We start from the raw sequence: 15,000 nt of genomic DNA, 5'->3' as shown, positions 1-15,000 counted from the left end.
AGCCTGAAAAATAATTTTCAGGCTGCGTTCTATTTTATGTGGGCAACTCTAATGTGCATCGTCCCAATTTTTCCCAACCCCCACTTCCGCCAGCAAAGGTACATTCAATACCCCTTCGCCCACGCTTGCCATAATCACAGGCAACTGGCTTTGAATCAACGCCAATTCATCTTCAGGCACTTCCAACACTAGCTCATCATGCACCTGCATAATCAAACGCGTTTTCAGGCTGCGTTCTTTCAAGAAATGCGAAGTGGCAATCATCGCCCGTTTAATCAAATCGCTTGCCGTGCCTTGCATAGGTGCATTGATGGCAGCACGTTCCGCCCCAGCGCGAACCATCGCATTTTTCGCATGAATATCAGGCAAATACAATCTGCGCCCAAACAGCGTATCCACATAACCCAGTTGCGCCGCCTGCTCTTTCGTGCGCTGCATATAATCCGCCACGCCTGTATAACGCGCAAAATAGCGTTTAATAAACATAGACGCAGACACGTTATCAATCCCCAAAGACTTCGCCAAACCATATTCGCTCATGCCGTAAATCAGCCCGAAATTGATGGTTTTCGCGTAACGGCGTTGCTCAGAAGAAATGCTTTCAGGCTGCATACCAAACACTTCCGCTGCCGTGCGTCTATGCACATCTTCGCCATTTTGAAACGCAGCCTGAAGCGTCGCGTCGCCAGACAAATGCGCCATAATCCGCAATTCAATCTGCGAGTAGTCCGCCGACACAATTACACTGCCTTCAGGCGCACTAAACGCACGGCGAACACGTCGCCCTTCTTCTGTGCGAATGGGGATATTTTGCAAATTCGGATTATTACTGGCTAAACGCCCCGTAATCGCCACGGCTTGCGCGTAATTGGTGTGAATGCGCCCCGTTTGCGGCGAAATCATTTCAGGCAGTTTGTCGGTGTAAGTAGATTTTAATTTGGCTAAACCACGGTTTTGTAAAATAATTTTGGGTAACGGATAATCATCAGCCAATTTTTCCAACACCGATTCATCAGTTGAAAAACCGCCTTTTGCCGTTTTCTTCACGCCTTTGGTTGGAATGCCCAATTTTTGGAACAAGATTTCTTGCAACTGTTTGGGCGAGTTCAAATTGAATGGCTGCTCTGCCAACGCATACGCTTGCTGTTCCAATTCCAATAATTTTGCGCCCAATTCCGCGCTCTGTTTGGCTAATTCCGCACGGTCAATAAACACGCCGTTGCGTTCCATTTCAAACAACACTTGCGCGACGGGCAATTCCATTTTTTCATACATTTCAAGCTGTTTAGCGTCCATTTGTGCGCGTAAATGCTGCTCCAAACGCAAAGCGAAATCTGCGTCCTGACACGCGTATTCAGTCGCTTGCTCAATGCTCACATCGGCAAACGAAATTTGTTTTGCGCCTTTGCCACACAAACTTTCGTAAGTAATCGTTTCCAAGCCTAGCCAGCGTTCCGCCAACTCGTCTAAGCCATGCCCTTTGTGGCTTTCCACGATATACGAAGCTAACATGGAATCGCCCACAATACCTTTTAAATCAATGCCATGATTTTTAAAAACGTGCTGGTCGTATTTCAAATTCTGCCCGATTTTGCCCAGCGTTTCGCTTTCCAAAAACGGTTTCAGGCTGCCTGAAATGGTGTCCCAATCCAGTTGTTGTGCGGCTAAGGTGTGCGAAACAGGAATGTAAACCGCGTCGCCAGCCGCAAAGGCAATGCTGATGCCAACCAATCGCGCGGATAGGTGTTCCAGCGATGTGGTTTCGGTGTCCAAGCCGATTTGTGAACTGGCTTGCAAGCGCATAACCAAAGCAGCTAATTGTTCAGGCGTGGTAATAGCTTGATAATTCAGCTCTTTTGGTGTGGCGGCAAATTGTGGTTCTGCTTTTTCAGGCTGCGTGAATGCGGGTTCTGCGAATAAATCGCCGCTTTCGCCTTGGGTTAAATGCGATTCGGCTTCTTTCAACCATGTTTTGAAACCGAGTTCACGGAAACGTGGCGCGAGTTTGCCCCAGTTGGGCGTTTGATGCGTTAAATCTGCTAAGCCGTTGGGTAATTCGTTGGCTAAATCCACATCGGTTTTAATCGTTACCAATTCATACGATAGCGGCAAACGGGGCAAGGCGGCGCGTAAGTTTTCGCCAATTTTGCCTTTGAACTCGTCTGCGCGGCGCATGATTTCTTCCAGCGAGCCAAATTCTGCGAGCCATTTGGCGGCGGTTTTTTCGCCACATTTTTCCACACCAGGCACGTTATCCACTTTGTCGCCCATCAGCGCGAGAAAATCGCGGATTTGGTGTGGCTGTACGTTGAATTTGGCAAACACGCCTTGTTCGTCCAGCGTTTCGTTTTTCATGGTATTGACGAGCGTAATCTGTGGATTAACCAGTTGCGCCATGTCTTTGTCGCCTGTGGATATGATGACGTTCATACCTTGCGTGGCAGCCTGAACAGCGAGTGTGCCAATCACGTCATCGGCTTCTACATCGCTGATTTTTAATACTTTCCAGCCCATGAGTTCAACCAGTTCTGGCAGCATTTCGGCTTGCGGACGCAGGTCGTCTGGCATGGGTGGGCGCGTGGCTTTGTAGTCTGGGAACAGGGTGTGGCGGAAGTTTTTGCCTTTTGCGTCAAACACGACGGCGCAGTAATCGGCTGGCTGGTCGGCGCGGAGGCTTTGCAGCATTTTGAGTACGCCATACACGGCGTTGGTGGGTGTGCCGTCGGGTGCGGTGAGGTGGGTGAGTGCGTAAAAGGCGCGGTAGAGATAGGACGAGCCATCCACGAGTAGTAAGGTTGATTGTGTCATTTTGGGAAAACTTTGTTGTTGATGGGCGGATTATACGCAAATCGCAGCCTGAAACTTTTCAGGCTGCAAAAAATAATGGGTAAATTCGCCCTACTCTGTTGTTTAAACTATCGCAGCCTGAAAACTGTTTTCAGGCTGCGTTTGTTTATAGTTGATGCAATTATTTTTTAAGACAAGGCGACAACGCCCGCCGTGTACGAATAGTATATAAGGGCGTTGGCAACGCAGTATTAAAAGATAAGTGCATTAACTATATTTGGCTGGGAAGTGTAAATCGGTTTGAGTGTAATTCAGTTCTTTGGGAATGTGAATGTGATAACCCAATGTGTTTAAACGGGAAAGGGAAAACTCGGTTTCTATGCTGTGTTTGTCGGGGAAATAGCTGGTAAAGGTTTTCACGCTGTGGGTGCTGGTTAATCGGATTCGGCTGGAAAAATGTGCGCCTAAAATATGGGTGGGGTTGAGTTGTGGCGCAAAGCGTTGCCAGACTTGTCCGTACTCGCAAGAAAAGTGCAGCGCAACGGAGGAAGGGGCAAAGCGCAAGCCGTGTTGTTCTAGAGCTTTTCTGTGCAATACGGACAGAAATAAATCTTCGGCTAGGGTGTTATTGTGCGTGTATTGGATTTTAATGGGTTCGGTGGTGCTTGAACCTGTGGTTTTGATGCTGGCTGGTAAATTGAGCTCTGTGGGTGCGTCTAACAGGCGTTTGCTGCGCAGGGAAAATCCGCCGTTTTGGGGTTCAAAAAAGGTGTCGTCTGGCGGTGCTGGGTGTGCAAACCAGTAGTCAATGCCTGTCATGTCTAAGGGGCTATCAGGCGATTTGGGAATGGAGCAGAAATAATTGGGAATGGGTGCGCCTAGATAATCATAATCAAAAAAATCATCGCGCCACATTGCGCCATTGAGTACCCAACCGTCATCTTGCACGGTGAGCGCAAAATCGGTGTGGATAAATTGGCGCAGGGAAAACAGCATGAAGAGGTTGTATTCTGCGTAGGTGAATGGGTGGCAGCGAATGTGCTGAATGTGATTGGGTAGGTTTTGCGGTTTGGTGGGGCTAATCAGCAGGCATTCAAGGTGCTGAATTTTTCCGCGCAATTCTTGAAAACTGCGTTCTATGGCGTACATTGAGCCGAGCGTGAAATCATCGCTTCCTGTTACGCTGACAATGGTGAGGCTTTTTTGTGGATTCATGTTTTTCAGGCTGCAAAAAACCGCCTAATTTTAGGCGGTTTGTGGATAAGTATTAAGCTGGCAAGATTTTAGCGAATGCTTTTTTCAAATCTGCTTCAGTTAAAGACAGGCATTTGCGAATATCGTCAAATGACAAGCTGCTTACTGTTCGGTTTACGACTTCTTCAGGTGCGCCCAGTTGTTTCAATTTGGCAGCCAACATTTGACCAACCATTGATTCAAGTGCTTCTTGACCTTCTGCTGAGTTCATTTTTGCTTTCCTTTAAATAAATGGGTGTTTTGAAAAACCGTATTATATCAGTTTCATGCAGCCTGAAAAGGTGGTTTAACGGCGCATTTCTGCTTCCAAAGCGGCGATGTTTTGCTGACGGTCGATAACCAAAGCGGCGAAGCGATTGGCAGCAGATTGATTGCCCTTTTTCTTGGCTGAAGCTAACTGGCTTTGTGCGCTTTTCAGCCCCACTTTTTCGCGGTTAATCTCTTTTTCCAACACTTGTCGGCGCGTTAAAACGGGGGCTTTTTGGGGCGGTGGAACGGCGATGACTTTAGCGGTTTGCACTTTTTTGTCGTTGCGAACGGTTTGTTTAACGTCTGTTTTCTTGGTTTTGTCGGCAACTTCGGTTTTTTTCTCTTCTTTAGGTTTGGGTTCCACTTTGATTTCAGGCTGCTTAATCACAATATCGTTGAGTTCTTCGGGATTGCTGGTGTGCCAAACTTGTTTGATTTCATTGTCAATGGCTTGCGGAACGGACTGTGGTTCAGATGCTGTGCTTGTGGATAAACAGGTATTGTTTTGCAGATTACAAACGCTTGCTGCTTGAGCTGAAAGGGCAAAAGAGCTAATAATTGTGGATAAAATAAGACGAAATTTCATAATTTAAAAATTTTCAGGCTGCCTGAAGATGTGTTTTTGAAAAAAGTATTTTAACAAAAATAACTTATCTTTTTCAGGCTGCCTGTGTTACAGAATGAAAAAAATGTGTATAAAAATGCAGCCTGAAAAGCAATCGCCCTATTTTCGGTGGTTTAGTTTGTGGATAACTTGGGGATATATGAAAAAAGCAGCCTGAAAAACTTTTCAGGCTGCTTTTTATTGAATTTGAGTTAAATCGCGTATCAATAACTTTTCAAGTGGAATAGATAACGCATCTGCAATGCGTCCCATTACACCAATAGAAACTGCACGGCTACCGCGTTCAATTTTGCAAATATGCGTTTTACTGATACCTGATTCAAATGCTAATTCTTCTTGTGATATTTCTTTTAACCGTCGAATTTGTCGCATATTTTGAGCAAATATTAAACGGTAAGGGTGTGGGCTATTTGATGTTTTCATAGCTCACAGTATTCAAAAATTAAAGATTAACAACAATTCACTAAAATTAAACTTAAACAAACTATAGTTAATTTTAAAAAGGTTCATTTTAAAATTAGAGTGCCTGAAAAGGCTTTTTCAACATCAAAATGGAGATTCAAAATGTCTGAAAATTCAAAAGTAGCAGGTGCAAGTGCAGATGCAACAACAGTTGGTGGAATTGGATATGCGGCAGCTGGTATGAGCGCAGCACAAATTACAGGAACATTAGCTGCAGCAGCTATTGCTTATTGTGCGTTTGAATTATTTGATTGGTAATTCAAAGTAAAAAAGGCAGCCTGAAAACTTATCCACAAGTTTTCAGGCTGCCTTTTTATTTTGTGGATAAAATCCACCCTACTCCATCAATGCTCCACATTTTCAGGCAAAAAACCGCCGCTCTGATGCGCCCACAATTTCGCGTATAAACCGCCTTTTTCTAGCAGTTGCGCGTGCGTGCCTTCTTCCACAATGCGTCCCTTGTCCAACACAATCAGCCTATCCATTGCCGCAATCGTGGACAATCGGTGAGCAATCGCAATCACTGTTTTGCCGTCCATCATCTTGTCTAGGCTTTCCTGAATTGCCGCTTCCACTTCGCTATCCAACGCGCTCGTGGCTTCGTCCAACAGCAAAATCGGCGCGTCTTTCAACATCACACGCGCAATCGCAATGCGTTGGCGTTGTCCGCCCGACAATTTCACACCGCGCTCGCCAACGTGTGCGTCATAACCAGTTCGCCCTTTCGCGTCCGATAATTGCGGAATAAAATCGGCGGCTTCCGCTTTCGTGGCTGCCTGAAACATCTCTTCATCGCTCGCGTCAGGTCGTCCGTAAATAATATTTTCGCGCACAGAACGGTGCAGCAAACTTGTATCCTGCGTAACCAAACCAATTTTGGCGCGTAAACTTTCCTGTGTAACATCATTCACATTTTGACCGTCAATCACAATTTGACCGCTTTGTGGCTCGTAGAATCGCAACAGCAAATTCACAATCGTGGATTTGCCCGCACCGCTTCGCCCAATCAAGCCCACTTTCTCGCCAGCCTTAATATTCAAATTAAAACCATTAAGCAACGGTTTACCGCTTTCATACGAAAAATCAACGTGTTCAAACGAAATCGCACCTTGTTCCACTTTCAACGGCAACGCAGCAGGTTTATCCAAAATCGTGTGTGGTTTGGATAATGTCGTCATGCCGTCCGTTACCGTGCCGATGTTTTCAAACAACATCGCGCTTTCCCACATGATGTATTGCGACAAACCATTCACGCGCAACGCCATCGTAATCGCCACCGCCACCGCGCCAGCCGACACGCTGCCTGAATGCCACAACCACACGCCAATCACGGCTGTGGATAACGTCAAAAACGCATTCACAGCAAATGTGCAAGTGTCCAACAAAGTCGCCAAACGCATTTGCGCGTGAACCGTAACCATAAATTCTTCCATGCTTTCTTTGGCGTAACGCGCTTCTCGTGCGCCATGCGAGAATAATTTTACGGTTGTGATGTTGGAATAAGCGTCTGTAATTCGCCCAGTCATCAAGCTACGCGCATCAGCTTGGCGTTGCGCGGTTTTGGCTAATTTGGGAATCAGCAATTTCATGGTTAAACCAAACAGCGCAATCCACAAAATAAACGGCACGAGCAACCAACCGTCCAACGACACCAAAATCACGCCCGTACTCAAAAAATACACCAGCACATAAATGACCATGCCGACAATCGTCATCACGACTTCGCGCACGGCAAGCGCAGTTTGCATCACTTTTGCTGACACGCGCCCAGCAAATTCATCTTGATAAAAACCGAGCGATTGCGCCAACATCAAACGGTGGAAATTCCAACGCAAACGCATCGGGAATACGCCTTGCAGCGTTTGCAAACGCACCAGCGAATTGCCAAACCGCCATACCACCGAAAACAGCAGCACCAAAATCATGCCAAACATCGCCCAGCCGTGTTCCGCCAATAAAGTTTGCGGTGTGTGTTTGCCGAGCCAGTCCACCAGTTTGCCCATAAATTGAAACAGCAAGGCTTCCAAAATACCGTTGCCTGCCGAGAAAATCGCCAGCGTAAGAATCCAGCCGCGCATTCCGTTGATTGACGACCAAATAAACGGCAGCAAGCCTTTTTCAGGCAGTGTGGAATTTTCTTCGGGATAAGGGTCTATTTTGTCTTCAAAATAGGTAAAAATTTGATTAAGTTTTTCTTTAATTTTCATAATGTTGTTCTGTGGATAAGTTTAGGCAGCCTGAAAATATTTTCAGGCTGCCTTACATTTTTAATAGGCTGTATTGTAACCGAAAAGCCCTTGGATAGAAAAGTTATACACAGAAAAAAGGGTTTTTAATCATAGGAAAACATTATTTTAGAACGGTACGAATCCAACGCTCCACCCACTCTTTCTGTTTTGCATTTACCTGATTGGCAGGCAGCATTCGCGCATTATTTGGCGCAGACGCAAAGCGAATAATCGGGTCATGTTTCGTATTTTTCACTGCTGGGAACACCCACATAGACGTGGTAACCGACTCTTGCACGGCTGGGCTTTGCATATAACGTACTAATTTTGCAGCTAATTCAGGCTGCTTTGCGTTATTCAGCACCGCCGCGCCCTCAATCTGCAAATAACTGCCGCCATTCAAAAATAAATTCCCCATATTTGGCGATTTCAGTTTGCCTTCGCTGTAAAACACTTCGGCAGCAGGGCTGCTGGAATAGCCCACAATAATCGGGCGTGAACCACCATTGAGCGTAAATTCAGAGTTATACGCCTCAGACCAGCCTTTAGTGATTTTCACGCCATTTTGTCGCATTGCCCCCCACCATTGAAATGCGCCCTCTTCGCCCAAGCCTGCGATATTCGCCATTAAAAACGCTAAACCAGGGGTTGAAGTGGCTGGATTAGGCATGGCGAGCAAGTTCTTGTATTGCGGCTGCGTTAAATCTGCCAAATTTTTAGGCAATGGCAATTTTTTCTCAGTAAACCAACGCTTATCGTAGTTCAAAGTAACAAAACCGTAATCCACCGCCAAAATATACGGCAATTTCACCACCATTTTCGCGCTTTCAGGCTGCGTGTTTGCCAAAATGCCTGCTTCTTTGGCTTTGTGTGCGGTGTTGTTATCCAAACCAAAAACAGCATCTGCTAATGGTGCACCATTTTTCATCAAAATTAAGCGGTTCAACATGGCATTGCCATCCCCCATTTTTATCACAGAAATTTTTGCATCATTTTCTTGTTCAAAATTTGCGATGACTGATTTTGGTAAATCGTAAGAATCGTGAACAGCTAGTTTCACTTCTGTGGCTGCCCAAGACAAAGCTGGCGTAATAGCCAAAATCAATAACGAAGCATAAATAGTTTTCATAATAAAAATTCCTTTGTAAATTAATACGTAGTTTTACTACAAACAAAATAGGGTAAAAAGAAACCCTGTGGATAACTTGATACAAATTATCCACAGGGTTTGGTATTTTGCGCCTTGAAAGCGGTTTAGTTCCCTACGCCAGCATTATCTGTATCAGGTTCACGGGTATTTCTCAGCCGCTTGCGCAGCACCCCGACTAATTGGAATGGGTATAGTTAACGCACTTATCTTTTAATACTGCGTTGCCAACGCCCTTATGTACTAGATGTACACAGCGACCGTTGTCACCTTATATTAAAAAATATAGTTAATTAAAATAAAAATAGGATATTAACACATCTGTGAAATTATCATAACTAGGCAAAATTGAACGCATATATTTCTTAGAACCCGTATTCACAAACAACTATTTGATAAATTTTAATATTTGTGAAATATACCCTAGTTTAACAAAATTTTCAGCAGATAAATTCGTCTGCTCAAAATCTTTTGCTAAACGTCGAGACCAACCTAACCATGCAAACGTTCGTTCTACAATCCAACGTTTGGGCAGAATATGCCAAGAAATATCTTGAATTCTCTTTGAAATCTCAACAGTTAAACCCAATTGCTCTGATACTTCACGCTCAAATGTATTCCGATAACCTGCGTCCGCACAGAAACCTTTTAAACTCGGATAGGTCTCAAACGCTTTTTTTGCTACAAAAATACCTGCTTTTGTGTCATGAATATTGGCTGCATGAACCACAACAGACAATAGATTACCCAACGTATCAACAGCTATATGTCGCTTACGACCTTTGATTTTTTTACCTCCATCAAAACCTTTATCATGTGCGCTAGAAGCTGTTTTGACACTTTGTGAATCAATATGGCATAAGTTGGCATTGCTTGTTTTTGATGGATTAAACGTTTTTTTGAACCAATGCCAAAAGAATTCTATCCCATAAGCCTGATTGATTGGCTCTGCGATAGAAACTCCATACGGTTGAATAAGGTGGAAAATCATTGGGCAGCATACGCCATTGGCAACCTGTTTTGGTGATGTACAAAACGGCATTCACTAATTTGTGTTTATCCCATTTGTAGTGGTGTAGCTGGTTAAAATATGGCTCAATCGCTTGCCATTGGGCATCTGTTAAGTCTGTTGGGTAGGATTTTCTAGTCATAAAGATATTTGATCATTTTTGTGAATACAGGTTCTTAATATTTGCCCATAATGACTTTTCAGGTAAATTGGGCAATAGCATAGTTTCAAACCATGCTTCAAAAAAATCGCTGGTCATTGTATTTTGATAAATCATTGGCGCAATTAAATTTTGCCCAATTTGCGCTGCAACTCATGATAAGCGTTAGTATTTTCTACCGCTTATCTTGGTTTTAACGATTTCCCCTTTCGGACTACGAGCATACAGACGAAAGAAATAGGTATCCAATCCTGTTTCATCTAAATAAACAAGCGGGTAGTCAGAAAATTGGGCTAACTGAGCTAAATAATGAGCTACTTTTTCTGGGTCTTGTTCTTTGTAAATGGTGGTCTTTTTTTTACGCGTGATACCTAATTTTTTGAGCGCATAAAAAAATAGTTGATGTGGAGCAACTAAACATTTCAGCCCTTTCATAGAGATAAGCATCAGGATTTTGTTCAATATATTGTTTGAGTGCTTGCGTATCCAATTTAGTGGCATTTTGCCCTTTGACTTGATGTTTCAGGCTACCTGTTTGTTCTTCTAATTTAATCCAAAGGTAAAGCGTATTTCTTGAGATACCATAGGTTTTGGCAACTTTACTTGCATTGTTACATTGCTTGTAACAATTTAATGCTTTTTCTGGTGGTGTCCTGAAAATTGTGCTGTAAAAAATAAGCAATAAAAAAGCAGCGAAAACAGAGTATTATTGAATGTGTGAAAATACAAATAACTCTGAAATGTCCTCGCTGCCAAGGACAAAATATAAAGAAAAATGGCTACTCTGGCAATCGTAAACAAAAGTATTTTTGTAAAGATTGCTGCCGTAATTTTATTGGCGACCATAACCTTACCTATAAGGGTTGTCATTCCAAAGCTGATGAACAGGTTTGGAGAATGACCGTTAGAGGTTGTGGCATTCGCGATATTGCAGCAATTACGGGTTACAGCAAAGACAAAGTTCAGGCTGCCTTAAAACGCCATGAGTTTGAGCCATTTCCTAAACAAAAACATTACTCTACACTTGAAATAGACGAGTTTTGGACATTTGTCGGTAACAAGTCTAATAAAGTATGGCTAGTCTATGCCTATCACAGAGAAAGTGGCGAAATTGTCGCTTACGTTTGGGGTAAGCGCGATTTAGCAACAGCGCGAGCACTCAAACGGCGTTTGAAAGAGTTGCGTGTAACCTATGACAGAATGGCGACAGACGACTGGGCTGCATTTTTAAATGTCTTTTCAAATGAAGAATGGCATCTAGTTGGTAAGCAACACACCGTTGGCATTGAGGGTAATAACTGTCGTTTACGGCACAAAGTAAGGCGAGCGTTTAGAAAAACGTGTTGCTTTTCTAAAAGTATGTTTTATCATAAGAAAGTTTTTGATTTAGCTTTCTTTGATATTCACTTTGGCATTGTTTAGTTTTACAGCACACTTTTCAGGACACCCCCCTTTTTTTCTCGTAAATCAATTGAATATGCCATTTTATGTACCTTAAAGATAAAACTAGAATTGCACTATTTTATTTTGAATTTACTATAATTGCATCAACTATATTTTTGCAGATTGAATATTATTTGGCAACAAAAAAACAGCCTGAAAATGTTTTCAGGCTGTTTTTAGTTTAATTAATTCAATTATTTAGTTTCATTACAGTTAGTTTTAACTTTGTTACCGTATGGGTCAGTAAATTCTAAATAACCTTCCGCACCTTTGAAGTGAAATTCAGTTGGTTTATTGTAGAAACCTTTGTTGCTGGCATAGCGAACGCCTGAACCTGATACTGCGCGTGTCAATTCAACGCTGCTGCCGATTGTGTCTACAGCTAAAGTAACACTCTCAGAGCCGTTTTGTTTCAAAGTAACGGTTTGACCGTTTTCACAAGCGAATTTGGTTACATTGCCAGTCAAAACAGCAGTTTGTGCTGGTTGTTCAGCTGGAGCTGCTGGTGTTGTTGGTTGGGTTGCGTTGTTTGATGAACAAGCTGCTAATGAAGCCAACAAAACTGCAGCCAATGAAAGACGTTTGATACTCATAAGAATCTCCTTAGTTTGAGTAATAAAAGTGCTGAAAAGCACGAAAATGCTATCTTAAACCGCATGTAGTTGGTTGTAATTAGCATTAACTCGTATTTACATAGCACGAATCATATTACTTAACTTTTCACATGGCGTAAAGCCTTGTAGAATAGGACTGTTTTTAATTTTTTTCAGGCTGCCTGAAACAAAATTTCAGTTTAAATATAGCAATTCTTAACAATTTTGTAGAGCAAAAACCATGACCGATTACAGCAAAACCGTAAACCTACACGAATCGCCATTCCCCATGCGCGGCAATCTCGCCAAACGCGAACCTGCTTGGGTGAAACAATGGCAAGACGAAAAACGCTACCAAAAATTACGACAAATCGCCGCAGGTCGCCCAAAATTTATTCTGCATGACGGCCCTCCGTATGCCAATGGCGATATTCACATCGGACACGCCGTAAACAAAATTTTGAAAGACATCATTATCCGCAGCAAAACATTGGCTGGCTTTGACGCGCCGTATGTCCCTGGTTGGGACTGCCACGGCTTGCCGATTGAAGTGATGGTAGAAAAATTGCATGGCAAAGATATGCCACACAGCAAATTCCGCGAATTATGCCGCGAATATGCTGGCGAACAAATTTTGCGTCAGAAAAAAGATTTTGTGCGTTTGGGTGTGATTGGCGATTGGGAAAATCCTTATTTGACAATGGATTACAAAACTGAAGCCGACACGGTTCGCACGATTGGCGAAATTTATAAAGCGGGCTATTTATACAAAGGCGCGAAACCTGTGCAATTCTGTTTGGATTGCGGTTCGTCTTTGGCGGAAGCGGAAGTGGAATACAAGGACAAAGTTTCCCACGCTATTGATGTGAAATATTTGTTTAACGATAACGCGGCGTTGGCGGCGGCTTTCAGGCTGCCTGAATTGTCGGGCGAAGCGTTTGCCGTGATTTGGACAACCACGCCTTGGACGTTACCAGCCAGCCAAGCGATTTCGGCAGGTGCGGACATTGTTTACCAACTGATTGACACGCCAAAAGGCAAACTGGTTTTAGCGAAAGATTTGGCGGAAGACGCGCTTAAACGCTATGGATTTGCAGGCTGCTCTGTGTTGGCGGAAACGACTGGCGCGGCGTTGGAAAATTTGAAATTGACGCACCCATTTTTAGACCGCGAAATTTTGATGTTGAACGGTTCGCACGTTACCACAGACGCAGGTACAGGTTTGGTTCACACCGCACCAGCGCACGGTTTGGAAGACTATGCGGTTTCCAATCAATACGGTATTGAATTGTATAACCCTGTGAACGCGCAAGGTCGCTACATCAGCGAAGTGCCGCGTTTGGCTGGTATGACGGTTTGGGAAGCGAATCAGCCTGTGATTGACTGGCTGTCTGAAAATGACCGTTTGTTGAAACACGGCAAAATTGAACACAGCTACGCGCATTGTTGGCGACACAAAACGCCGTTGATTTACCGCGCTACGGGTCAATGGTTTATCGGTATGGACAAGGCTGGCGTGTCGGGCAAAACGCTGCGTAATAATGCGTTGAAAGCGGTGGACGATACGGAATTTTTCCCTGCGTGGGGTCGTGCGCGTTTGCAAGCGATGATTGAAGGTCGCCCTGATTGGGTGGTGTCGCGTCAACGCTTTTGGGGTACGCCGATGACGTTCTTTGTTCACAAAGAAACAGGCGAATTGCACCCGAATTCTGCGGATTTGTTGGAACAAGTCGCGCAAAAAATTGAGCAAAAAGGCATCAATGCGTGGTTTGAATTGGATAAATCGGAATTGTTGTCGCCTGAAGATTGCGAGCAATACGATAAATTGAGCGATACAATGGACGTGTGGTTTGATTCAGGCAGTACGCATTTTTCTGTGTTGAAACAACGCCCTGAATTGGCATGGCCTACGGATTTGTATTTGGAAGGCAGCGACCAACACCGTGGTTGGTTTCAATCGTCTATGCTGACAGGTTGTGCAACTATGGGTCGTGCGCCGTATAAGCAATTATTAACGCACGGTTTTGTGGTTGACCAAAACGGTCGCAAAATGTCTAAATCCATCGGTAACGTGGTTGCGCCGCAAGAAGTGTATAACGAATTTGGCGCAGATATTTTGCGCTTATGGACGGCGGCGACTGATTATTCTGGCGAATTGGCGATTTCCAAAGAAATTTTGAAACGTGTTACGGAAAGTTATCGCCGTATTCGCAATACGTTGAGTTTCTTGTTTGCCAATTTGAAGGATTTTAATCCGATTGAAGACGCGATTCCGCAAGCGGATATGGTTGAAATTGACCGTTATGCGTTGGTGTTGGCGCGTCAGTTGCAAGAGAAAATTGCTGGCGAATATTATCCGCGTTATGCGTTCCATTTTGCGGTGCAAGATTTGGTGCAATTCTGTTCGGAAGATTTGGGCGCGTTCTATTTGGATATTTTGAAAGACCGCTTATACACCACAAAAACGGATAGCCACGCTCGCCGCTCGGCGCAAACGGCGTTGTATCACATCACGCGCAGTCTGGTGTTGTTGATGTCGCCTATTTTGTGTTTCACGGCGGAAGAAGCGTGGGACATCATCGGCGGTGGCGAAACGGATAGCGTGTTGTATCACACATTGCACGATTTCCCAACCATGCCTAGCGCGAGTGAAGAAGCATTGGTGGCGAAATGGGCGGCAATCCGTGAAGCGCGTTCGGCTGTGAGTGCGGCGATTGAGCCTTTGCGTGTGGATAAATCGGTGGGTTCTTCGTTGCAAGCGGAAGTGAAATTGTCTGCGCCTGACGTGATTTATGAAGCGTTGGCGGCGTTGGGCGATGAATTGCGTTTTGTGATGCTGGTGTCCAAAATTGAGTTGGCGCAAGGCGATGAATTGTCGGCAAGCGTTGCACCGTCTGCACAGCAAAAATGTGAGCGTTGCTGGCATTATGTTGAGAGTGTTGGCACGGTAGCGGCACACCCGACTTTGTGCGCGCGTTGTGTGGAGAATATTGAGGGTGAGGGCGAAAGTCGCGTTCATGCTTGATGTTCTGTGAATAAAAAG

General features: G+C 44.2%; 13 protein-coding genes, 1 pseudogene and 1 riboswitch. Of the genes and pseudogenes, 3 read left to right on the top strand and 11 right to left on the bottom strand.

What is annotated here, in order from left to right; translation table 11 throughout:
- Nucleotides 1–48: 48 nt before the first annotated feature.
- From polA to QEO93_RS08020, 5 genes are all read right to left on the bottom strand, one after another.
- Nucleotides 49–2,808 carry a DNA polymerase I gene (polA, locus tag QEO93_RS08040; protein ID WP_032136524.1) on the bottom strand — a complete coding sequence of 920 codons (2,760 nt, stop codon included), beginning with the start codon at nt 2,806–2,808 and terminating at the stop codon, nt 49–51.
- A gap of 246 nt (nt 2,809–3,054) precedes the next feature.
- Complete coding sequence (locus QEO93_RS08035) at nt 3,055–4,002, bottom strand: DUF5672 family protein (protein WP_052368633.1); 948 nt, start codon at nt 4,000–4,002, stop codon at nt 3,055–3,057.
- 52 nt (nt 4,003–4,054) lie between these two features.
- Nucleotides 4,055–4,252, bottom strand: coding sequence for a hypothetical protein (locus QEO93_RS08030; RefSeq protein ID WP_032136523.1), 198 nt, complete (start codon nt 4,250–4,252; stop codon nt 4,055–4,057).
- A gap of 75 nt (nt 4,253–4,327) precedes the next feature.
- Nucleotides 4,328–4,876, bottom strand: coding sequence for a hypothetical protein (locus tag QEO93_RS08025; protein WP_052368631.1), 549 nt, complete (start codon nt 4,874–4,876; stop codon nt 4,328–4,330).
- Between the two features lie 216 nt (nt 4,877–5,092).
- The gene (locus tag QEO93_RS08020) at nt 5,093–5,338 is read right to left on the bottom strand and encodes a helix-turn-helix domain-containing protein (RefSeq protein ID WP_032136522.1); all 246 of its coding nucleotides are present in this window, start codon (nt 5,336–5,338) and stop codon (nt 5,093–5,095) included.
- Between the two features lie 141 nt (nt 5,339–5,479).
- Here QEO93_RS08020 and QEO93_RS08015 point away from each other — a divergent pair, with 141 nt between their 5' ends.
- Nucleotides 5,480–5,635 (top strand): hypothetical protein, encoded by a 156-nt coding sequence (locus QEO93_RS08015; RefSeq protein ID WP_157686240.1) that lies wholly within the window; start codon nt 5,480–5,482, stop codon nt 5,633–5,635.
- Nucleotides 5,636–5,721: 86 nt separating this feature from the next.
- Here QEO93_RS08015 and QEO93_RS08010 read toward each other — a convergent pair whose 3' ends face one another.
- From QEO93_RS08010 to QEO93_RS07990, 5 genes and pseudogenes are all read right to left on the bottom strand, one after another.
- Nucleotides 5,722–7,584 (bottom strand): ABC transporter ATP-binding protein, encoded by a 1,863-nt coding sequence (locus QEO93_RS08010; RefSeq protein WP_032136521.1) that lies wholly within the window; start codon nt 7,582–7,584, stop codon nt 5,722–5,724.
- 142 nt (nt 7,585–7,726) lie between these two features.
- A complete protein-coding gene (locus tag QEO93_RS08005) occupies nt 7,727–8,734 on the bottom strand; it encodes a thiamine ABC transporter substrate-binding protein (RefSeq protein WP_032136520.1) in 1,008 nt (335 codons plus the stop codon).
- A 113-nt stretch (nt 8,735–8,847) separates the two neighbouring features.
- Nucleotides 8,848–8,939: riboswitch (TPP riboswitch) on the bottom strand.
- Between the two features lie 201 nt (nt 8,940–9,140).
- Nucleotides 9,141–9,743 carry an IS5 family transposase gene (locus QEO93_RS08000; protein WP_284627565.1) on the bottom strand — a complete coding sequence of 201 codons (603 nt, stop codon included), beginning with the start codon at nt 9,741–9,743 and terminating at the stop codon, nt 9,141–9,143.
- Complete coding sequence (locus tag QEO93_RS07995) at nt 9,640–9,903, bottom strand: transposase (RefSeq protein WP_052368689.1); 264 nt, start codon at nt 9,901–9,903, stop codon at nt 9,640–9,642. The genes QEO93_RS08000 and QEO93_RS07995 overlap by 104 nt, the downstream gene beginning before the upstream one ends.
- Nucleotides 9,904–9,951: 48 nt before the next feature.
- Nucleotides 9,952–10,597 (bottom strand): annotated as a pseudogene (locus QEO93_RS07990) (IS630 transposase-related protein); the annotation flags it as partial.
- Nucleotides 10,598–10,638: 41 nt separating this feature from the next.
- Between QEO93_RS07990 and QEO93_RS07985 the strand changes: the two are divergent.
- Nucleotides 10,639–11,343 (top strand): IS1 family transposase, encoded by a 705-nt coding sequence (locus tag QEO93_RS07985; protein ID WP_284627564.1) that lies wholly within the window; start codon nt 10,639–10,641, stop codon nt 11,341–11,343.
- Between the two features lie 215 nt (nt 11,344–11,558).
- Here QEO93_RS07985 and QEO93_RS07980 read toward each other — a convergent pair whose 3' ends face one another.
- Nucleotides 11,559–11,957 carry an MliC family protein gene (locus tag QEO93_RS07980; protein ID WP_032136500.1) on the bottom strand — a complete coding sequence of 133 codons (399 nt, stop codon included), beginning with the start codon at nt 11,955–11,957 and terminating at the stop codon, nt 11,559–11,561.
- A 241-nt stretch (nt 11,958–12,198) separates the two neighbouring features.
- Here QEO93_RS07980 and ileS point away from each other — a divergent pair, with 241 nt between their 5' ends.
- Nucleotides 12,199–14,982: an isoleucine--tRNA ligase gene (ileS, locus tag QEO93_RS07975; protein ID WP_032136501.1), complete on the top strand. Its 2,784-nt coding sequence runs from the start codon at nt 12,199–12,201 to the stop codon at nt 14,980–14,982.
- The last annotated feature ends 18 nt before the right edge of the window (nt 14,983–15,000 follow it).

Source organism: Kingella negevensis, from assembly GCF_030177895.1.
Taxonomy (GTDB): domain Bacteria; phylum Pseudomonadota; class Gammaproteobacteria; order Burkholderiales; family Neisseriaceae; genus Kingella_C; species Kingella_C negevensis.
Note: the sequence above shows the minus strand (reverse complement) of the source record. Positions and strands in the feature narration are given on the sequence as shown.

What these genes read in the sequence shown, in the direction of transcription:
- polA (WP_032136524.1), bottom strand. Translation starts at nt 2,808, where the DNA reads ATGACACAATCAACCTTACTACTCGTGGATGGCTCGTCCTATCTCTAC.
- QEO93_RS08035 (WP_052368633.1), bottom strand. Translation starts at nt 4,002, where the DNA reads ATGAATCCACAAAAAAGCCTCACCATTGTCAGCGTAACAGGAAGCGAT.
- QEO93_RS08030 (WP_032136523.1), bottom strand. Translation starts at nt 4,252, where the DNA reads ATGAACTCAGCAGAAGGTCAAGAAGCACTTGAATCAATGGTTGGTCAA.
- QEO93_RS08025 (WP_052368631.1), bottom strand. Translation starts at nt 4,876, where the DNA reads ATGAAATTTCGTCTTATTTTATCCACAATTATTAGCTCTTTTGCCCTT.
- QEO93_RS08020 (WP_032136522.1), bottom strand. Translation starts at nt 5,338, where the DNA reads ATGAAAACATCAAATAGCCCACACCCTTACCGTTTAATATTTGCTCAA.
- QEO93_RS08015 (WP_157686240.1), top strand. Translation starts at nt 5,480, where the DNA reads ATGTCTGAAAATTCAAAAGTAGCAGGTGCAAGTGCAGATGCAACAACA.
- QEO93_RS08010 (WP_032136521.1), bottom strand. Translation starts at nt 7,584, where the DNA reads ATGAAAATTAAAGAAAAACTTAATCAAATTTTTACCTATTTTGAAGAC.
- QEO93_RS08005 (WP_032136520.1), bottom strand. Translation starts at nt 8,734, where the DNA reads ATGAAAACTATTTATGCTTCGTTATTGATTTTGGCTATTACGCCAGCT.
- QEO93_RS08000 (WP_284627565.1), bottom strand. Translation starts at nt 9,743, where the DNA reads ATGATTTTCCACCTTATTCAACCGTATGGAGTTTCTATCGCAGAGCCA.
- QEO93_RS07995 (WP_052368689.1), bottom strand. Translation starts at nt 9,903, where the DNA reads ATGACTAGAAAATCCTACCCAACAGACTTAACAGATGCCCAATGGCAA.
- QEO93_RS07980 (WP_032136500.1), bottom strand. Translation starts at nt 11,957, where the DNA reads ATGAGTATCAAACGTCTTTCATTGGCTGCAGTTTTGTTGGCTTCATTA.
- ileS (WP_032136501.1), top strand. Translation starts at nt 12,199, where the DNA reads ATGACCGATTACAGCAAAACCGTAAACCTACACGAATCGCCATTCCCC.